Source organism: Streptomyces sp. 3211.6, assembly GCF_003634815.1.
Taxonomy (GTDB): Bacteria; Actinomycetota; Actinomycetes; order Streptomycetales; family Streptomycetaceae; genus Streptomyces; species Streptomyces katrae_A.
Genome location: NZ_RBXC01000001.1, coordinates 3,920,344 through 3,938,543 on the forward strand (window position 1 = coordinate 3,920,344; position 18,200 = coordinate 3,938,543).

At 72.9% G+C, this 18,200-nt stretch carries 20 protein-coding genes and 1 pseudogene; 17 read left to right on the forward strand and 4 right to left on the reverse strand.

All coding sequences use genetic code 11. The features are described 5' to 3' along the window. Positions 1–2 precede the first annotated feature (2 nt). From BX286_RS18035 to BX286_RS18065, 7 genes are all read left to right on the forward strand, one after another. Positions 3–857 carry an arginase family protein gene (locus BX286_RS18035; protein ID WP_079428404.1) on the forward strand — a complete coding sequence of 285 codons (855 nt, stop codon included), beginning with the start codon at positions 3–5 and terminating at the stop codon, positions 855–857. 61 nt (positions 858–918) lie between these two features. Then, positions 919–1,887 carry a cysteine synthase A gene (gene cysK, locus BX286_RS18040; RefSeq protein ID WP_079428405.1) on the forward strand — a complete coding sequence of 323 codons (969 nt, stop codon included), beginning with the start codon at positions 919–921 and terminating at the stop codon, positions 1,885–1,887. A gap of 1 nt (position 1,888) precedes the next feature. Next, on the forward strand, positions 1,889–3,166 hold the full coding sequence (locus BX286_RS37460) for a homoserine O-acetyltransferase (protein ID WP_237292941.1): 1,278 nt from the start codon (positions 1,889–1,891) through the stop codon (positions 3,164–3,166). Next, positions 3,076–3,771 (forward strand): SDR family oxidoreductase, encoded by a 696-nt coding sequence (locus tag BX286_RS18050; RefSeq protein ID WP_237293332.1) that lies wholly within the window; start codon positions 3,076–3,078, stop codon positions 3,769–3,771. Before BX286_RS37460 ends, BX286_RS18050 begins: the two co-directional genes overlap by 91 nt. Positions 3,772–3,798: 27 nt before the next feature. Further along, the gene (locus BX286_RS18055) at positions 3,799–4,725 is read left to right on the forward strand and encodes a RimK family alpha-L-glutamate ligase (RefSeq protein WP_079428408.1); all 927 of its coding nucleotides are present in this window, start codon (positions 3,799–3,801) and stop codon (positions 4,723–4,725) included. A 5-nt stretch (positions 4,726–4,730) separates the two neighbouring features. Continuing rightward, positions 4,731–5,705, forward strand: coding sequence for a DMT family transporter (locus tag BX286_RS18060; RefSeq protein ID WP_121017681.1), 975 nt, complete (start codon positions 4,731–4,733; stop codon positions 5,703–5,705). A gap of 221 nt (positions 5,706–5,926) precedes the next feature. Then, the gene (locus tag BX286_RS18065) at positions 5,927–6,631 is read left to right on the forward strand and encodes a LuxR C-terminal-related transcriptional regulator (RefSeq protein WP_079428410.1); all 705 of its coding nucleotides are present in this window, start codon (positions 5,927–5,929) and stop codon (positions 6,629–6,631) included. 79 nt (positions 6,632–6,710) lie between these two features. Here the strand turns inward: BX286_RS18065 and BX286_RS18070 are convergent, their stop codons facing one another. Then, positions 6,711–7,664 (reverse strand): UbiA family prenyltransferase, encoded by a 954-nt coding sequence (locus tag BX286_RS18070; RefSeq protein ID WP_187344157.1) that lies wholly within the window; start codon positions 7,662–7,664, stop codon positions 6,711–6,713. 135 nt (positions 7,665–7,799) lie between these two features. Further along, positions 7,800–8,732 (reverse strand): alpha/beta fold hydrolase, encoded by a 933-nt coding sequence (locus BX286_RS18075; protein WP_121015499.1) that lies wholly within the window; start codon positions 8,730–8,732, stop codon positions 7,800–7,802. Between the two features lie 105 nt (positions 8,733–8,837). Between BX286_RS18075 and BX286_RS18080 the strand changes: the two genes are divergently transcribed. The 5 genes from BX286_RS18080 (at position 8,838) to BX286_RS18100 (ending at position 12,406) form a co-directional block, all read left to right on the forward strand. Next, positions 8,838–9,467, forward strand: a complete 630-nt coding sequence (locus tag BX286_RS18080; protein WP_100863363.1) for a TetR/AcrR family transcriptional regulator — start codon at positions 8,838–8,840, stop codon at positions 9,465–9,467. Positions 9,468–9,605: 138 nt separating this feature from the next. After that, entirely contained in the window at positions 9,606–10,103 is a 498-nt protein-coding gene (locus BX286_RS18085) for an AMP-binding protein (RefSeq protein WP_315974743.1), read from the forward strand. A gap of 83 nt (positions 10,104–10,186) precedes the next feature. Further along, positions 10,187–10,789 carry a hypothetical protein gene (locus tag BX286_RS18090; protein WP_121015501.1) on the forward strand — a complete coding sequence of 201 codons (603 nt, stop codon included), beginning with the start codon at positions 10,187–10,189 and terminating at the stop codon, positions 10,787–10,789. 215 nt (positions 10,790–11,004) lie between these two features. Next, positions 11,005–11,412: a hypothetical protein gene (locus BX286_RS18095; protein ID WP_261993459.1), complete on the forward strand. Its 408-nt coding sequence runs from the start codon at positions 11,005–11,007 to the stop codon at positions 11,410–11,412. Positions 11,413–11,515: 103 nt separating this feature from the next. Further along, positions 11,516–12,406 carry a sigma-70 family RNA polymerase sigma factor gene (locus BX286_RS18100; RefSeq protein ID WP_121017682.1) on the forward strand — a complete coding sequence of 297 codons (891 nt, stop codon included), beginning with the start codon at positions 11,516–11,518 and terminating at the stop codon, positions 12,404–12,406. Between the two features lie 121 nt (positions 12,407–12,527). On the opposite strand, the gene BX286_RS18110 is transcribed toward BX286_RS18100, so the two are convergent. Beyond that, positions 12,528–12,947: an ATP-binding protein gene (locus BX286_RS18110; protein WP_398898645.1), complete on the reverse strand. Its 420-nt coding sequence runs from the start codon at positions 12,945–12,947 to the stop codon at positions 12,528–12,530. A gap of 410 nt (positions 12,948–13,357) precedes the next feature. On the opposite strand from BX286_RS18110, the gene BX286_RS18115 reads away from it, so the two are divergent. Beyond that, the gene (locus BX286_RS18115) at positions 13,358–14,707 is read left to right on the forward strand and encodes an aspartate aminotransferase family protein (RefSeq protein ID WP_121015503.1); all 1,350 of its coding nucleotides are present in this window, start codon (positions 13,358–13,360) and stop codon (positions 14,705–14,707) included. Positions 14,708–15,075: 368 nt separating this feature from the next. Further along, a pseudogene (pucL, locus tag BX286_RS18120) lies at positions 15,076–15,992 on the forward strand (factor-independent urate hydroxylase). 58 nt (positions 15,993–16,050) lie between these two features. On the opposite strand, the gene BX286_RS18125 reads toward pucL, so the two are convergent. Next, positions 16,051–16,506, reverse strand: coding sequence for a histidine phosphatase family protein (locus tag BX286_RS18125; RefSeq protein ID WP_398898647.1), 456 nt, complete (start codon positions 16,504–16,506; stop codon positions 16,051–16,053). 242 nt (positions 16,507–16,748) lie between these two features. Here BX286_RS18125 and BX286_RS18130 point away from each other — a divergent pair, with 242 nt between their 5' ends. From BX286_RS18130 to BX286_RS18140, 3 genes are read left to right on the forward strand one after another with little or no spacing between them, the layout of a single operon-like run. Continuing rightward, complete coding sequence (locus BX286_RS18130; RefSeq protein ID WP_079428426.1) at positions 16,749–16,964, forward strand: CbtB-domain containing protein; 216 nt, start codon at positions 16,749–16,751, stop codon at positions 16,962–16,964. A gap of 42 nt (positions 16,965–17,006) precedes the next feature. Next, positions 17,007–17,759 carry a CbtA family protein gene (locus tag BX286_RS18135; protein ID WP_121015505.1) on the forward strand — a complete coding sequence of 251 codons (753 nt, stop codon included), beginning with the start codon at positions 17,007–17,009 and terminating at the stop codon, positions 17,757–17,759. Positions 17,760–17,809: 50 nt separating this feature from the next. Continuing rightward, positions 17,810–18,055: a hypothetical protein gene (locus tag BX286_RS18140; RefSeq protein ID WP_079428430.1), complete on the forward strand. Its 246-nt coding sequence runs from the start codon at positions 17,810–17,812 to the stop codon at positions 18,053–18,055. The last annotated feature ends 145 nt before the right edge of the window (positions 18,056–18,200 follow it).

The following is an 18,200-nucleotide window of genomic DNA, read 5'->3' on the forward strand; positions in this document are numbered from 1 at the left end:
CCATGATCGAGCTCATCGTCTCCCAGGGCCGGGTGGCCGACCGAAAGCCCCGGATGATCGAGGGCGCCGCCCGGATCGCCCGCGCCCTCGAACAGCGCTACGGGCTGGCCGGCCGCTGGATCGGGGAGCCCTCGCCGGCCGCCGACGACGACTGGACCGACAGCCTCCCGCAGGCCGAAGGGCAGCTGACCGCGCTCGGCCGCGCCGTCGGGGACGCCATCCGGGCCGGCCGCCGGACCGTCCTGGTCTCCAACACCTGCCCCGCGAGCATCGGCACGCTGCCGGTGGTGGCCCGCGAGCTGCCGGACGCCGTGGTGCTCTACATCGACGGTCACGGCGACTTCAACACCCCGGCCACCAGCAGCGGCTACCTGGGCGGAATGGTCCTCTCCGCCGCGTGCGGCCTGTGGGAGAGCGGCCACGGAGGCGGGCTGCCCACCGCGCAGGCCGTGCTGGTCGGCACCCGGGACATCGACGAGGGCGAGGCCGAGCTGATCGCGCAGGCGGGAGTCCGGGTGATCCCGCCCGCCGAGACGACGCCGGAGAACATCCTGGACGCCATCGGCGACCGCCCCGTCTGGGTGCACATCGACTGGGACGTCCTCGAACCGGGCCACGTGCCCGCCGACTACACCGTCCCGGACGGTCTGCTGCCCGAGCAGATCCGGATGGTCTTCGAGACGATCCCCGCCGGCCGGCTGCTCGGCGTCGAGCTCGCCGAGTTCGACGCCACCACCGACGAGGCCGTCAACGAACGGGCCGTCGCCGTGGTCCTCGACATGGTCGCCCCCGTCTTCGAGGACGCCGCCGCCGGGAGTACCCGCCCGGCCGGCGAACGCGCCCTCGCCGCCCGGTAGTCCGGCCGCCTCCCGCCCTCCGCCGTCCCCCCTCCCCCTCGCCAGCCCTGGAGAGATCCCCATGCCCTTGTACGACAGCATCCTCGACACCGTCGGCCGTACGCCCATCGTCCGGCTGAACCGGCTCGCCCCCGCGCACACCACGGTGTACGTGAAGGTGGAGGCGTTCAACCCCGGCGGCTCCGTGAAGGACCGGCTCGCGCTCTCCGTGGTCCTCGACGCCGAGGCCAAGGGGCTCCTCAAGCCCGGTGACACGATCGTGGAGTGCACCTCCGGCAACGTCGGCATCGCCCTGGCGATGGTGGCGGCGGCGCGCGGCTACCACTTCGTCGCCGTCATGGGCGACACCTACTCGCTGGAGCGGCGCCAGCTGATCCGGGCGTACGGCGGCAAGGTGATCCTCTTCCCCGGTGCGCTCGGCAGCAGCGGAGGCAACCGGATCGCGGACGAACTGGCCGAGAAGCACGGCTGGTTCCGGGCCCGGCAGTTCGACAACCCGGCCAACCCGGCCTACCACCGGGAGACCACGGCCTCGGAGATCCTCGCCGACTTCGCGGGCAAGCGGCTGGACTACTTCGTCACCGGCTTCGGCACCAGCGGCACCCTCACCGGCGTCGGGCAGATGCTGAAGACGGCCCGCCCCGGTGTCCGGGTGGTCGCCACCGAGCCGGAGAACGCCGCCATCCTGGGCAAGCAGGAGTGGAACGTCCACCGGATCCAGGGCTGGTCCCCGAACTTCGTGCCCAGCGTGCTGGACGACTCGGTCATCGACGAACTGGTGACCGTCGACGAGACGGTGGGACGGGACACCTCCCGCCGGCTCGCCGCGGAGGAGGGCATCTTCGCCGGCATCTCCGCCGGCGCCACCCTGGCCACCGCGCTGCGCGTCGCGGAGACCGCCCCCGAGGGGTCGGTGCTGCTCGCCATGCTGCCGGACACCGGGGAGCGGTACCTGTCCACCTTCCTCATGGAGGGCGTCAACGAGGGCTCGGACGACGAGTGGCTCGCCTCGCTGGACGCCGGGAACTGACGTGAGTCAGGAATTCGTCCCCCCGGGCGCCCGGTTCACCGCTCTGCCCGACGGCTTCCCCCTGCTGCGCGGCGGCACCCTGAACGGTGCCCGGGTGGCGTACGAGACGCTCGGCCGGCTCACCCCCGAACGCGACAACGCGGTCCTGGTCCTCCCCGGCCTCTCCCCCGACAGCCACGTCGCCTCCCACCCCGGTGACCCTTCGCCGGGCTGGTGGGAGGCCATGGTCGGGCCGGGCAAGCCGGTCGACACCGACCGCTGGTACGTGATCTGCGTCAACGCGCTGGGCAGCTGCAAGGGCTCGACCGGGCCCGCCTCCGTCGATCCCGCCACGGGCGAGCCCTACGGGCCCGGCTTCCCGGAACTGTCGATGGAGGACATCGCCGACGCCGCCGCGCACACCGTGCGCGCCCTGGGCGTCGAGCGGCTGGCCTGCGTCATCGGCACCTCCATGGGCGGGATGAGCGCGCTGTCCCTGCTGGCCCGGCATCCGGGTCTGGCCCGTGCCCACCTGAACGTCTGCGGGGCGGCGGGCTCACTGCCGTTCGCGACGGCGGTCCGCTCGCTGCAGCGCGAGGCGATCCGCTTCGACCCGCAGTGGAACGGGGGCCGGTACGACGCGGAGAACTACCCGCACCGCGGCATGCTCACGGCGCGCAAGCTGGGCATGACGACCTACCGTTCGGCGCGGGAATGGGACCGCCGGTTCGGCCGCGGCCGCATCGCCGGGGAGCGCCTCGCGCCGGACGTGCCCTTCGGCCCCGAGTTCGAGGTCGAGGCGTACCTCGAAAGCCATGCCCGGAAGTTCTCCGGCCGGTTCGACCCCAACAGCTACCTGCACCTCAGCCGCTGCATGGACCGCTTCGAGCTGGGCGAGTCCTGTGGCTGCGCGACCGACGAGGCGCTGGCCGGGATCCGCCTGGAGCGGGCGCTGGTCATCGGCGTGGAGACCGACATCCTCTTCCCGCCGGGACAGCAGCGGCAGATCGCCGACGGCCTGCGCGCCGGCGGTACCGACGCCGAGTTCCTGGTCCTGGACTGCGACGAGGGCCACGACGCCTTCCTCATCGACATCGACCGCTTCGGCCCGCCCGTCGCGACGTTCCTCAGCACGCTCTGGCACTCCGGAGGCAACACATGTCCCCCCACCCCTACCGACTGGCGCTGGTCACCGGCGCGAACCGCGGCATCGGCTTCGAGACGGCGCGCCAGCTCGCCGCCGCCGGCGTCCGCGTGCTGCTCTCCGGGCGCGACGGTGAGGCTGTCGCCGCTGCGGTGAAGGAACTGCGCGCCGACGGCCTCCCGGTGGAGCCCCTGGTCCTCGACGTGACCGACGGCGACAGCGTCCGGGCCGCGGCCGCCGAGGTGGAGCGCGCGTACGGCCGGCTCGACATCCTCGTCAACAACGCGGCCATCCGCGTCGAGGAGTACGGCAGGAAGCCCTCGGAGCAGCCGCTCGCCCAGTGGCGCCGGACCTTCGACACCAACGTGTTCGCCGTCGTCGAGGTGACCCGGGCCTTCCTGCCGCTGCTGCTGCGCTCCCCGGCCGGCCGCATCGTCAACCTGTCCAGCCTGCTGGGGTCCGTCGGCACGCACGGCGATCCCTCCTCCTACGCCTACAGCGACATGTTCAAGTCGCTGCCCGCCTACAGCGCCTCCAAGAGCGCACTCAACTCCTGGACGGTGCACCTCGCCTACGAACTGCGCGACACCCCGGTCAAGGTGAACGCCGTGCACCCCGGCTACACCCGGACCGGCCTCAATGACGGCGAGGGCGACCTCGCCGCCCCGGACGGCGCGCGGACGGGCGTGGCGATGGCGCTGCTCGGCGACGACGGCCCCACCGGCACGTACACGCACCGCGGCGAAACCGTCCCCTGGTAACCCCCGGTACATCAATGGAGCACATCTATGGGCAACCACGTGGCCCTGGCCACCGACATGACCAGCCTTCCGATCGACTACGACATGCCGCTGCTGCTGGAGGCCTGCCGGAAGGCCGGAGTACGGGCGGAGATATGCAGCTGGGAGGACCCGGACATCGACTGGGGGGCCTTCGACGCCGTGCTGCTGCGGTCCCCCTGGAGTTACGTCGAGCAGCTGCCGCGCTTCCTGCAGTGGTGCGAGCGCGTCACCGCCGTGACGCACCTGCTCAACCCGCTCCCGGTGGTCCGCTGGAACCTCGACAAGAGCTACCTGGGCGATCTGGACGCGGCCGGGGTGCCCGTCGTGCCGAGCAGTTTCGTGGCACCGGAGGCCGAGCCGGCCGCCGCCCTGCGGGCCTTCCTCGAACGGTATCCCGATGCGGCCGAGTTCGTGGTGAAGCCGACCGTCGGCGCCTACTCGCGCGACGTGCAGCGGTTCTCCCGCGCGCAGGAGCCGGAGGCGACCCGGCACGTCGCCAAGCTGCTGGAGCAGGGCTGCGACGCGCTGATCCAGCCCTACATGGACGCCATCGACCGGGACGGCGAGACCGACCTGATCTATTTCGACGGCGAGTACAGTCACGCCATCCGCAAGCGGGCGCTGCTCCTGCCCGACGGCACGGTCGACGTGCCCACGCAGGACGCCCGCACCGCGCGGGACGCCGCCCCGGACGAACGGGCGGTGGCCTCGGCCGCGCTCAAGGCGGTGGTGGCCCGGCTCGACCTGGAACGGCCGCTGCTCTACGGCCGCGTCGACCTCATCCGCGACGGCGAGGGCAGGCCGGTCCTGCTCGAACTCGAAGTGTGTGAGCCGTCGCTGAGCATGCCTTTCGCGGAGGGCTCCGCCGACCGGTTCGCGCGGGCCATCGCCGCACGGCTGGAAGACATCACCCGAGAACGCAAGAACGGATGACCACCATGGCAACGACAGAACAGCCCTCGGCGGCCGAGGCAGCCGGGGCGCAGACCCCGGCCCGGGCACAGGCGCAGGCCAAGGCCCCGGCCGGAGCCGCAGCCGCCGCAGCCGCCCCGGTCGGGGCGCGCGGCACCCTCTACGCCGCCCTCGGCGTGCTGAGCTTCTCGTTCAGCTTCCCCGGCACCGTATGGGCCCTCGACGGGTTCGGTCCGTGGAGCGCCATCGGGGTGCGCGGCGTGCTCGCCGCCCTGATCGCGGGCACGGCGCTTCTGGTGACGCGGGCACCGCTGCCCGCCCGGGGCGACTGGGCCGCGCTCGCCGTGGTGGCGGGCGGCTGCGCCGTCGGCTTCCCGCTGCTCACCACGCTGGCCCTGCAGACTTCCTCGACGGCGAACTCGGCGATCGTCATCGGCGCGCTGCCGATGGCCACGGCGGCGTTCTCCGCGGTCCTCACGCGGCGCCGGCCCTCGAAGGTGTTCTGGGCCGCGGCGCTGACCGGCGGGGCGACCGTGATCGCCTTCACCCTCACGCAGAGCCACGGCAAGCCGACGGTCGCCGAGCTCTACCTCTTCGGCGCCCTCGTCGTCTGCGCGGCCGGGTACGCCTTCGGCGGGCGGCTCTCGGCCCGCATGCCCGGCTGGCGGGTCATCGCCTGGGGCGTGGTGCTGGCGGCGCCGGTCAACATCGCCGTGTCCGCCTGGGCGCTGCCGCACGAGCCGGTGCACCTGACGGCGAAGGCCCTGGCCGGCATGGCGTACATCGCGGCCGTCTCCCAGTTCGGCGGGTTCGTCGTCTGGTACAAGGGCATGGGGCTCATCGGCGTGGCCCGGGCGAGCCAACTCCAGCTGGCGCAGCCGCTGCTGACCCTGCTGTGGGCCGTGCTGCTGATGGGCGAGCAGATCGGCGCGGCCGTGCCCCTGACCGCGTGCATCGTCCTGGCCTGCATCGTCGTCACCCAGCGGGCCAGGACGTCCTGAGCGGACCGGGCCACCGTCCAGGCCAGTCCGTAACGACGAAATGCATCGGTCCGGCACTCCTCGAACCACGAAATCCGTGGCGGTGGGGGCGCCGGACCGATGCTTTCTCATTCTTCGGACGGTCGTTCCCCTCGGATCCCCAGGGTGTTAGTTTCACCGGGTTCACGCGGCGGGTCGAACCGGAAGGCCCTGCCGCAGTTCCGGGGGAAGGTGGGCGAGAGTTGAGTCGTCAGGCAGCCGCGCAGCAGCTCCGGACCGCCGCGCCCGCGGTCATCGAGGCGTACCGGGCGGAGCTCCAGCGGCTCGGCAGCCCGCTGGCGACCCGCGACGACGCCTGGCAGCAGTGCCGTTACCAGGCGCAGAACATCGTGGCCGAGTGCGCGCAGTCGCTGGAGACCGGCCGGCCGGCGGAGGTCAGCGGGGTCGGGGAGTACTCCCGGCTGCTCGGGGCGCACCGCGTCACGCAGCGGATCCCGGTGTCCGAGTCGGTCCGGGCGGCGGAAGTGCTCTGGGAGGCCATGCGGGAGGCGGTCGCCCGGGCGGCGGAACAGCTGCCGGCCGAGCAGCGGCACTCGGTGCAGCAGGAGATCAGCACCACGTTCCGCACGGTCACCGGGGCCCGCCTCTACCAGGGGATCCGGGGCTACGAGGAGGCCGCACGGCCGGAGGGCCCCGCCGGACGCCCGCCGGGGCCGTCCGGGCTGAAGGAGCAGGCCGATCTCGAACCGCAGGCCCTGGAAGTGCTCACCCTGCGCGAGCGGGAGATCCTGGAGGCGGTCCGGGAGGGACTGACGAACCGGCAGATCAGCCGGCGTTTCGAGATCACCGAGGCGACCGTCAAGCGGCACCTGCACAACGCGTACCGCAAGCTGGGCATCAGCTCCCGGGTGCAGGCGCTGAACAAGATGTTCCCGGAGGGGCGCTGAGAAAACGGGCGACCGCGCCGCTGGTGCGGCGCGGTCGGTGATCGTCGGGCGGGCGGGTTCACCCCAGGGACCCGCGGGTTCACCCCAGGGACCCCGCCAGGGTCAGACCGGCCAGCGCGGTCAGGTTCGCGGCGTACTGGGTGACCATGAACGCCCGGTAGGCACCGCGCCGTTCCGCGCGGCCCACGCCCTCCCGGCGGGCCCCGCGCAACACCCGGACGACCACCCAGAGCGACCCCAGGGCCAGCGGCACCGCCACCGTGAGGGCGGGCCGGGCCCACAGCAGGGCCAGCGCCGGGGCGGCCGCGCCGACGGCGAGGGCGCCGGCCACGGCCAGGGCCCGGGCGGCGGCCGGACCTCGGACGACCGCGACCGTGCGGCGGCCGCCTGCGGCATCACCGCTGACGTCGCCCAGGTCCTTGGTCACGGCGCCGACCAGCGCCATCCACGCCGACATCACCCCGGCGACCAGCACGCCCGTCACGGTCCACGCCCCGCCGGACGCCGCGACCCCGGCCCCGTAGGCGGTCGCGCCCAGCCCGAACACCACCGCCGCGCAGCGCCCGCTGGAGCACTTCGCCTTCACCGGGTCGGCCGAGTAGGCCCAGCCCAGCACCAGGAAGGCGGCCGTCCAGGCGACCACCGCGGGCCCCGCGAGCCCGCCGAGGAGGAGGGCGGCGCAGGCCAGCAGGACGGTGCCCCGGGCGGCGGTCCGCTCGGGGAGGTCCCCGCGGGCGATCGGGCGCCGCGAGCCGTTGACCCGGTCCTCGTGGACGTCGGTGACACCGTTCAGCAGGTAGGCGCAGACCACCGCGCACCACAGGGAGGCCGTGCCGAGCACGGGCCGCCCCAGCGACTGCGGCAGCTGCCCCGCGGACACCACGCCGACCGCGAACCGCAGCAGGAACGCGACCTGGACGACGGGACGGGCTTCCTCCCAGCAGAGGCGGACGATGTCCGCGAGGGAGTGCCAACGGACGTCCAGGACCTGCACCGGCCTGGCGACGATCACTTGCCCACTGAGATTGATCACGGGCGCCACCCTAGGAAGTGGATCACCGCCTCGGCCATACAACCATGGGCGTACACAGGTGCACTCCCGGAGTGCACCAATCCGCTTGAAAACAGCGGAGGTTGAGGTTCCGCGCGGCGCTCCGGGCAGGCCGCGTCAGGCGGCCGAGTGCTGCAGGGTGTCCATGTCGTCCATGAACGACAGCATCCGCGCGTTGATGACGTCCGGGTGGTCGATCTGGGGGCCGTGGCCCGTGGCCGCCACGATCTCGGCGCGGGCGCCGGGAATGACCCGCGGGACGCGTTCCAGCTGCCGCTTCGGGTGGACCAGGAGGCTGCGCTTGCCCATGATCAGGTAGAACGGCGTACGGATGGAGCCCAGTTCCGCGTCCGACAGCGGCAGCGGCGCGGGACGGCGGATCCGGAAGGCCCGCACCCCGGCCCGGATCCACGTGCGCAGCTCCGGAACCACCAGGACCGGCTGCTCCAGCCATCTGGCGAGGGCCGGGCGCAGGGCCTTCGGGGCGAAGGTGGCGAAGAGGCTGGCGAAGATCCAGACGAAGAAGCGCAGACCCACCTTCTCCAGGCCCCCCGGGTCGAGCGCGGTGACCGAGGCGAGCCGCCCCGGCCGCAGGTGCGCCTGGTTGATGACGAGCCAGCCCCCGTAGGAGCTGCCGACCAGGTGCACCCGGTCCAGGCCGAGCGCGTCAAGGGCCTCGTCCATCCACTGGGCCGCGCGCTCGGGCTGCCACATGGGCTCGCGCTGGACGCTGCGCCCCGGATCGCCGGGGGTGTCGAGGGCGTAGACGGGGCGTTCGGCACTGAGGGCGCGGGTGTTGGGGTACCACTGGGCGGAGCTGCCTCCGGAGCCGTGGATCAGGACGACCGGCGTGCGGGACTCGGCCGCCGGATCGGCGGGTCCGTACCGGTACACGTGCGTGGTGCCGAAGCTGGTCTCGACGTCCGTCTCGGAGCGGATGGGGGCGCCCATCGCGTAGAGCGCGTCGGCCGCGGCGAAGTAGCGGTCGCGGAGCTCGTCGTTGACGTAGCGGCCGACGTCACGGCGTACGCGGGTCCTGTTCTCGGGCACGGCGGCACCTCCGTTGCAGTTCCGTTCTTCGTGATACGACCGTACCATATTGTTGGTACAGCGGTACCATGAAGGGGACTGCGACGACGGTGGAGGTACCAGGACATGCCCAAGCGCGTGGACCACGAGGAACGGCGCGGGCAGATCGCCGAAGCGCTCGTCCGGGTCGCCGGGCGGCGCGGGCTGCACGCCGTCGGCATGCGGGACGTGGCCGCCGAGGCCGGGGTGTCGCTGCGGCTGGTGCAGTACTACTTCGAGACCAAGGAGAAGCTGCTCCTCTACGGGCTCCGGCACCTCACCGAGCGGTTCACCGCCCGCGTCGGCGCCCGCCTCGCCGCCGCGGGCCCGGCCCCGGGCCCGCGGGCGATCGCCGAGGCCCTGATCCTGGCCTCGCTGCCCACCGACGAGGAGAGCCGCACCTTCCACCTCCTCTACTCCTCGTACGCGATCCTCTCCGTGACCGACGAGGCACTGGCCGCCCAGCCGTTCATCGCCGACCCGGACGCCGCCGAGGACGCCCTGGCCGGGCTGATCGCGGGCGCGCAGGAGGCGGGCCTGGCCGACCCCGGAGCGGACGCGCGGACGGAGGCGGTCAGCCTGCTGGCCATGGCGGCGACCCTGGGCACGAGCATCCTGGTGGGCCAGCGCGGTCCCGAGTCGGCCGTCGCCGTGCTCCGCCACCACCTGGACCGGATCTTCACCGTCCCGGAGGGCACCGGGCCGCAGCAGCCCTAGCGGGAGGCCTTCGGGGCGGGGTTCCGGGGCGTCGGCACGGAAGGCCTCCGGGGCCGGCTGCTGCTGCGCGCGCCGGGCGGCGAGGGCCGCGGCCACCGAGGAGGAGCGCTGGTTGGCGCCCCATGCGCGCTGGAGCTGATGACCGCTCACGGCTGCACGGTCGTCATGGGCGTCCCGACCATGTACCTCGCCCTGCTGGACGCGGCCGGGCGCGATCCGCGCCCCCCGCTGGAACGGGCCTACTCCGGCGGCTCCTCGCTGCCCCCGGCAGTGCTGCGGCGGGTCGAGGAGGTGCTGGGCGCGCCCGTATACGAGGGGTACGGGCTCACCGAGACCTCGCCCAGCGTCAGTTACCACCAGCCGGGCCACGAGCGCCGCGCGGGGACGGTCGGTCTGCCGATCCCCGGCGTCGAGGTCGGCATCGCGGCGGCGGACGAGCCGCGGCGGATCCGGCTGCTGCCGGCCGGGGAGCGCGGGGCGGCCGGATCCGCGGCTGGCGGAGGAGATCGCCCGCTGGAGCGGGGAACGGCTGGCGCGGTACGAGTACCCGCGCCGGATCGTCTTTTCACCGAGGCCTTTCCCGTGGGCCCCACAGGGAAGATCCTGAAGGCCGAACTGGCCGGATTCTTCCGGTAGACCGCCGCGACCGGTCTGGGTGGGAGGGCCGGTTCACCCGCTACGAGAAGATGTAAGACCCACCCACTCAGGAGGCAACACCCGTGGAAAAGACCGCCGTCCGCCCCGTCATCCGGACCCGACGGGACCAGCTCAAGAACGGTGGCCGGGCATCGCTCATCGGCACCGCCTTCGGCGTGATGTGGTTCGCCCTGGGACAGCCCGCGGTCCACGGGGCCGCCCGCCCGTTCGTCCTCGCGGCCGGGGCCCTCCTGTTCGCCGCGAGCGCCGCCACGGTCGTGCGCCTCTTCCTCCTGGCCCGGCGCACCCCCGCGAGCGTGAAGGGCGCGCCCCCGGCCCCGGGCGGCGGCGGCCCGAAGTTCCTCACCGTGCTGCTGATCGAGGTCGCCGTCCTGGGTGCGGGCAACAACTACATACGCACCACCCTGGACCGCCCCGAGATGATGCTCAGCTGGTCGGCCCTGGTCGTCGGCGCGCACTTCTTCCCGCTCGCCCGGACCCTGCGCGCCCCGATGCTGCGCTGGGTGGGCGCCGCGATGCTGGCCACCGTCGGCCTCGCCGCCCTCGCCGTCCTGGTGCTGGGTGCGGACAAGGAGGCCTGGCGCTACGTGCCGGGCCTGGGCTGCGCGGCCGTGCTGTGGGCGGGTACCGCGTTCTCCGGGATCCGGGCGGGCCGCAAGGCCTGACCCCCCGCCCGGCCGCCCCGACGGGGTGGCCGGAAACCTGCGACGGCGAAGGCGCGCCCGGGGCTCCCGGGCGCGCCTTCGCCGTCCGCCGCCCGGGACGGAGCCGGCGGTGCCTCAGATCCAGCCCCGGCCGCCAGGTAGAGCTCGCCCGCGAACGAGCGAGCCTCTAGGCGAGCGAACCCCTCGACCGCGACTCCCTGGACCGTGGTGTCCGGATGCGCACGGTCCACCTGGACAGCGTCCGCAACGACGCGGTCACCACCGAGTACGCGGAATGGCTCACCGACCTGGGCGGCGAGGTCCGCACCGTGCCGACGCTGCCGCTGCCGCTGCCGCTGCGCATGCTCGTTTTCGACCGGAAGACGGTCATCGTCCCGGCCGACCCGGAGAACACCCGCAAGGGCGCCGTCCAGTTGACCGAATCTGGCGTGGTCGTCGGCCTGGCCGGACTATTCGACCAGATCTGGGACTGCTGGGCAGCGGGCTCACCGACGAGGCCGCCGGCCGGGGCTGTCCCTGCGCACGGTGCGGCGGATGACGGCGGGGCTGATGAAACGTCTCGGCGCGGGCAGCCGCTTCGAGGCGGGCCTGCGCGCGGCCCAGCGCGAGTGGGTCTGACCTGACGAACTCGGCCCTACCGGTGGGACGTGCGCGCACCGCTGGTTAGCGTTCCCCGGGGGATCGGAAGATCGCCGGAGCAGACGATCAGCACCGGGGGACGTGACGGTGAACGAGAAGGACGATCTGGCGCGGCGGTTCGACGCACACCGGCCCCACCTGCGGGCGGTCGCCTACCGGATGCTGGGCTCGCTCGGCGACGCCGACGACGCCGTGCAGGAGGCGTGGTTCAAGCTGAGCCGCTCCGACGTGAGCGCGGTGGAGAACCTGGGCGGCTGGCTGACGACCGTCGTGGGCCGGGTGTGCCTGGACATGCTCCGCTCGCGCGCCACCCGGCGCGAGGACTCCCTCGACGGGCCGGACGGGCCGCTGCGGCTGCCCGACCCGGTGGTCGGCGATCCCGGCCGGATCGACCCCGAGCAGGAGGTCCTGCTGGCCGACTCGATCGGCATCGCGCTGATGGTCGTACTGGAGACCCTGGCCCCGGCCGAACGGCTGGCCTTCGTCCTGCACGACATGTTCGCCGTGCCGTTCGAGGACATCGCCCCGCTGGTGGAGAAGTCCTCGGCCGCGACCCGCCAGCTCGCCAGCCGCGCCCGGCGCCGCGTCCAGGGCGCGGCGCCCGCCCCGGACCGCGACCCGGTCCGGGTGCGGCAGGTCGTCGACGCCTTCCTGTCGGCCGCCCGGGGCGGGGACCTGGAGGCCCTGGTCAGCGTGCTCCACCCGGAGATCACCGCACGCTCCGACGGCGGCACGCTCCTGCCTGGCACCCTGCTGCGGGGGGCCCGGAAGGTGGCCTCCCAGGCGATCGCCTACGCCCGGTTCGCGCAGGACGGCCGCCCGGTGCTGGTCAACGGCACCCCGGGGGTGCTCGCCCTCGACGCGGAGGGGCGGCCGGTGTCCCTCATGGCCTTCACCGTCCGGGACGGCCTCATCACCGCCCTGGACATCCTCACCGACCGCGACCGCCTCGTCCGCCTCGGCCTGGGGGCACCCTGACGGCGCCCGCCGGCGTCGGCGTCGGCGTCGGCGTCGGCGTCGGCGTCGGCGTCGGCGTCGGCGTCGGCGTCGGCGTCGGCGTCGGCGTCGGCGTCGGCGTCGGCGTCGGCGTCGGCGTCGGCTAACCCTCCGGAACGGGGGACGGCAGTTCCAGCCAGACCGTCTTGCCCGGCCGGGCGGCATCGGACAGCGGCGAGGACCCCCAGCTCTGCGCCAGGTGGTCCAGCAGGACCAGCCCGTGCCCCCCGGGCCGGGAACGGTCCTGCGTGGCCCGGGCCCTGGGTGGTTCGGGGCTGTCGTCGGTCACCTCCACCCGCAGCCGGCCGCCCGGCCCGTAGCGCAGCACCAGCTCCCGCGGTCCCCCCGCGTGCAGACAGGCGTTGGTGACGAGCTCCGACACCAGCAGCAGCACGTCCTCCTCGGCCTCGGTCCCCGGCGCCCAGCGCCAGTCGGCGAGGGCGTGCCGGGTGAAGTCCCGGCACCGGGTGACGACGCCCGCCGTGGCTCCGCCCAGGACCAGCCTCCGCGTCTGTTCCGCCACCGGCGCACTCCCGTCTATGGCCTCACCCGCCCCCTCGGCGCCGCACCTACCCCCGACCAGGGGGGACAAATCCCACGGTTTCGGCCACCAGGACACCACAGCCGTCCCACAGCGGCACCACAGCGGCGCCGGAACCCCGCCGGAGTGCGCCCCGCCGCGCAGGGAAGGGTCCCGGCGGGGGCCTCCCGCCACCTTCCGAGCGGGGTCCCGAAGGCACGCGAAAGGCCCCCACCAGGGGTTTTCGGCCACTCTCCCCCGTGGAGCGGCCGGCCCGGGCGACGCTAATCCGGCCACGGCCACACCGTCGAGGAAGGCCGGACCGATCCGTCAAGTCCCCCCGCCGCCACCCCGGCCCCGCCACGCCTTCCGGGCACCCCCCTGTCCACATCCTGGACAACTACCCTCGGTATATGAACACAGATGCCGACGCCCTCCGCACCGTGAAAGACGCCGACCGGAAGCACGTCTTCCATTCCTGGTCGGCCCAGGAGCTCATCGACCCCCTCGCCGTCGCCGGGGCCGAGGGCTCGTACTTCTGGGACTACGAGGGCAACCGCTATCTCGACTTCTCCAGCGCGCTCGTCTACACCAACATCGGCTACCAGCACCCCAAGGTGGCCGCCGCCATCGCGGAGCAGGCCGGAAAGCTCTGTACCGTCGCGCCCGGTTTCGCCGTGGACGTCCGCTCCGAAGCGGCCCGCCTGATCGCCGAGCGCACCCCCGGCGACCTCGACAAGATCTTCTTCACCAATGCCGGCGCCGAGGCCGTGGAGAACGCCGTCCGCATGGCCCGGCTGCACACCGGCCGGCCCAAGGTGATGTCCGCGTACCGCTCGTACCACGGCGCCACGACCACCGCGATCAACCTCACCGGGGACGCCCGCCGCTTCGGCAACGACACCGCGACCGCCGGCGTCGTGCACTTCTGGGGCCCCTTCCCCTACCGCTCCCCCTTCTACTCCGGCACCGAGGCCGAGGAGTGCGAGCGCGCGCTGCGCCATCTGGAGGACACGGTCGTCTTCGAAGGCCCGCAGTCCATCGCGGCGATCATCCTGGAGACGGTCGGCGGCGCCCCCGGCGTGCTCGTGCCCCCGGCCGGGTACCTGGCGGGGGTCCGCGAGATCTGCGACCGCTACGGCATCGTGTTCATCCTGGACGAGGTGATGGTCGGCTTCGGCCGCACCGGCAGGTGGTTCGCCGCCGAGAACTGGGACGTCACCCCCGACCTCGTCTGCTTCGCCAAGGGCGTCACCAGCGGCTACGTACCGCTCGGCGGCGTCGCCATCTCCGCCGCGATCGCCGAGACCTTCGCCCGCCGCCCCTACCCGGGCGGTCTGACCTACTCCGGGCACGTCCTGGCCTGCGCCGCCGCCGTCGCCACGATCAACGTGATGGAGGAGGAGGGCGTCGTGGAGCAGTCGGCCCGCACCGGCGCCGAGCTGCTGGGCCCCGGCCTGCGCGCACTCGCCGAGCGGCACCCGTCGGTGGGCGAGGTCCGCGGTCTGGGCACCTTCTGGGCCCTGGAACTCGTACGGGACGCCCGTACGCGCGAGCCGCTCGTCCCGTACAACGCCTCGGGCGCCGAGAACGCGCCCATGGCGGCCTTCGGCGCGGCCCTGAAGAAGGGCGGCCTGTGGCCCCTGCTCGCCGGGAACCGGATGCACGTCGCGCCGCCCTGCAACATCCCGGCCGAGGACGTGGCCGAGGGGCTGGCGGTCCTGGACGAAGCGCTCGCCGTCACGGACGCGCACATGGCCTGAGCCGCGTGCCTGAGCCGCGTGCCTGAGCCGTGTGCGTGAGCCGTCGGCCTGAGCCTCGGCCTGGGCCGCAGGCCGGAACCGGAGCGCCGGGCGCCCCTTGTCGGGTCGCCCAATCCGGCGGGGCGGGTGTTCGGAGGTTCCGTGCGGTGGTCAACCCACCGCACACATGGTGCAATCCCGTCAGTACTTCCGTACAACAGTTACGACTCAGCACCTACGGACCGGGATGCACGTCAGTCCCGGGGCGGTCCCTCCGGGGCCGAACGGCGGGGAGCGGGACGTCCCCTCGGGGGGCGGGCGCTGGACGCCGGGCGTACGGGATCCAGAACAACGGACTCCGTGTTCCCGAGTACCCGAAGGAAGACAGCATGAGCAAGCACGTCCTGGGCCAGAACCAGTACGGCAAGGCCGAGAACCGCATCGTCGTGGTGACCCGCAAGGGCGGCGACGGCTCCTGGCACGAGATCCGGGACCTCAACGTCTCGGTCGCGCTGCGCGGCGAGTTCCGCGACGTCCACCTCACCGGCGACAACGCCAACTGCCTCCGACCGACACCACCAAGAACACGGTGTACGCCTTCGGCAAGGAACACGGCATCTCCTCCCCCGAGGCCTTCGGCATCCTGCTCGCCAAGCACTTCGTCTCCTCCCAGGCCCCGATCCGCGAGGCGCAGATCCGCATCGAGGAGTACGCCTGGGAGCGGATCCCCGTCCCCACGCGCAAGGAGCAGCACTCCTTCGTCCGCAAGGGCCAGGAGGTGCGCACCGCGCAGGTCACCTACAGCGAGACCACCGGCCTCCAGGTCATCTCGGGCCTGAAGGACCTGACCGTGATGAACTCGACCAACTCCGAGTTCCACGGCTACATCAAGGACAAGTACACGACCCTCCAGGAGGCGTACGACCGCATCCTGGCCACCAAGGTCACCTCCCGCTGGGCGCACTCGGCGCCGGCCGCCGAAGACGCCGGGTACGACTGGGACCGGTCGTACAAGAAGGTCCGCAAGCACATGCTCGAGGCCTTCGCGGAGACGTACTCCTACTCGCTCCAGCAGACCCTGAACCAGATGGCCGAGCGGGTGCTCGACAACTGCCCCAAGGTCAACGAGGTGCGCCTCAACCTGCCCAACAAGCACCACTTCCTCGTCGACCTGGAGCCCTTCGGCCTCAAGAACGACAACGAGGTCTACTTCGCGGCGGACCGGATGTACGGCCTGATCGAGGGCACCGTCCACCGTGACGGCGTCCAGCCGGTGATCGCCACTTCCGACTGGATCGTGGCGTAACGCCGCTTCCGACCGGCCCGTTCCGGCCCGGACCGCGTCGCGGGGTCCGGGCCGGCGGTCATTCCCGGGGCCGCCCGAGCAGCAGGTTCCAGCGGCCCGCGCGCCCGCTGAGGGCGGTCACGGTCTCCGGGCGGACGTCGAGCCGCCAGAACGCGGCCGCCGGCAGCTCCAGGGCGGACACCACCGCCGCCCGCACGACGGCCTGCGCGACCACCGCGTGGTGCCGGCCGGGCTCCAGGCGCGCCAGGTGCTCCCCCGTGCGGGTGATCAGCGCGGCCACGGACTCCCCGCCGCCGGGCGGGGCGAACTCCGGGTCGGTGAGCCAGCGCCGGACCGCGTCCGGGTCCTCGGCGGCGACCTCGTCCAGGGTGCGGCCGGCCCACGCGCCCATGTCCGGCGCGGCCAGGCCCTCGTGCCCCGGACAGGGTTCCGCGTACCCGAAACGTCCCTGGCGGGCGCCCTCGTCGAGCGGGGGCGTGGTCAGGTGCAGGCGCACCGGAGGAGGCAGGGGCATAAAAAAGAGCGTAAAGCGCGCGCCCGGGGCGTGAGACGGCGGCCACACGCCGTGGTGTTCAAGCCAGGAGCACGCTACCGTCTCGGACGACATGTAGAAGGTATGACGGAAGTACCGGTGAGAATCCGGCACGGTCGCGCCACTGTGAATCCTCCCGCGGCGACGGGGGAGGGAAGTCAGACCCGCCCGCCTTCGACGAGAGCACCACTGACCGGGACGCGTGTTCCCCTGGAGGTTCCGCCATGGCCCACTCCGCCGTGCCCGCTTCGGCCCCTGTCGCCGTAGCCCCCATCTCCCTTTCCGCACTGGCCCCCTGGGCCGCCTTCGCCGCCGTCGTGACCCTCTTCCTGCTCTACCTCGTCGGCGTCGAGCAGGGTGCCGCCGCGATCTTCCAGGGCGAGACCGTCCACGAGTGGATGCACGACGGCCGCCACCTGCTCGGCTTCCCCTGCCACTGAATCTCCTGCTGATCCCCCGCTGATCACGCAAGGAGCTTTCACGTGAACACGATTTCCCCCCGCGTCCTCCTGGTCCGGGGCATGCTGGCCGGCCTGCTCGCGGGCGTCGCCGCCTTCCTCGTCGCGTACCTGCTCGGCGAGTCCAAGGTGGACGCGGCGATCGCCATCGAGGAGGCCGGCGCGGCCGGGCACGACCACGCCGAGGCCGCCCCGGTCAGCCGGGCTCTCCAGGCGACGGCCGGCCTCGGCACCGGCACCCTGCTCTACGGGGTCGCGCTCGGCGGCATCGCCGCGCTCGTCTTCTGCTTCGCCCTGGGCCGCATCGGCCGCTTCGGCCCCCGGGCCACGGCCGCCCTGGTCAGCGGCGGGCTCTTCCTCACGGTCGGCCTGGTGCCCTTCCTGAAGTACCCCGCCAATCCCCCCGCGGTCGGCGACCCGGACACGGTCGTCCGGCGGACCACCCTGTTCCTGCTGATGATCGCCCTGAGCGTGCTGCTGGCCTCGGCCGCCCTGATCCTGGGGCGCCGGCTCGCGCCGCGCCTGGGGAACTGGAACGCCTCGGTCGTCGCCTCGCTCGCCTTCGTGGCGGCGGTCGGCATCGCGTATGCGCTGCTGCCGGGGATCAACGAGGTGCCGGCGGACTTCCCGGCGGCGCTGATCTGGCAGTTCCGGCTCTCCTCACTGGCGATCCAGGCAGTGGTGTGGACGACTTTCGGCCTGGCCTTCGGTTTTCTAGCCGAACGCGCTATTGCCCCGGCCGCCGCCCCCAAGGAGGCTGTACAGCCGATGAGTTGAGGACGGCACTCCGGTTGCGGACGTGCCGGTGCGAAGGGGTGGAACCGGGCATGCAGTCCGCGATCCGGGAATGGCGGGGCTGGACCGGCGCCGCACCGTTCTGGCTGAACTCGGTGCTGCTGAGCCTGGCCCCGTTCACGGCGGTCCCCCTCTTAGCCCAGATCGGCGTCATCGCCGCCCTGGCCGCCCTCGGCGGGCTCGCCCGCCAGCTCTGGTACGGGGACTACGGCCACCCCGCGATGCACCTCGCCGCCGCCCTCATGGGGGCGGCGGCGGTGGTTTTCGTGGTGTTCTGAGCCCGCCGGCTGCCCGGCCCCCGTCCTCCCCTCCACCGAACTTCCCGCCCGACGAGGAAGAATGGGGCTTTTCGAGCGGAGCGGGGACTGGTGTGACGGCGGCGGGGCGGGACATACCCGAGGAGTACCTGACCGGGTACGTACG

What these genes read in the sequence shown, in the direction of transcription:
- BX286_RS18085 (WP_315974743.1), top strand. Translation starts at nt 9,606, where the DNA reads ATGACCGCTCACGGCTGCACGGTCGTCATGGGCGTCCCGACCATGTAC.
- BX286_RS18095 (WP_261993459.1), top strand. Translation starts at nt 11,005, where the DNA reads ATGCGCACGGTCCACCTGGACAGCGTCCGCAACGACGCGGTCACCACC.
- BX286_RS18055 (WP_079428408.1), top strand. Translation starts at nt 3,799, where the DNA reads ATGGGCAACCACGTGGCCCTGGCCACCGACATGACCAGCCTTCCGATC.
- BX286_RS18080 (WP_100863363.1), top strand. Translation starts at nt 8,838, where the DNA reads ATGCCCAAGCGCGTGGACCACGAGGAACGGCGCGGGCAGATCGCCGAA.
- cysK (WP_079428405.1), top strand. Translation starts at nt 919, where the DNA reads ATGCCCTTGTACGACAGCATCCTCGACACCGTCGGCCGTACGCCCATC.
- BX286_RS18035 (WP_079428404.1), top strand. Translation starts at nt 3, where the DNA reads ATGATCGAGCTCATCGTCTCCCAGGGCCGGGTGGCCGACCGAAAGCCC.
- BX286_RS18125 (WP_398898647.1), bottom strand. Translation starts at nt 16,506, where the DNA reads ATGCCCCTGCCTCCTCCGGTGCGCCTGCACCTGACCACGCCCCCGCTC.
- BX286_RS18140 (WP_079428430.1), top strand. Translation starts at nt 17,810, where the DNA reads ATGCAGTCCGCGATCCGGGAATGGCGGGGCTGGACCGGCGCCGCACCG.
- BX286_RS18060 (WP_121017681.1), top strand. Translation starts at nt 4,731, where the DNA reads ATGGCAACGACAGAACAGCCCTCGGCGGCCGAGGCAGCCGGGGCGCAG.
- BX286_RS18115 (WP_121015503.1), top strand. Translation starts at nt 13,358, where the DNA reads ATGAACACAGATGCCGACGCCCTCCGCACCGTGAAAGACGCCGACCGG.
- BX286_RS18130 (WP_079428426.1), top strand. Translation starts at nt 16,749, where the DNA reads ATGGCCCACTCCGCCGTGCCCGCTTCGGCCCCTGTCGCCGTAGCCCCC.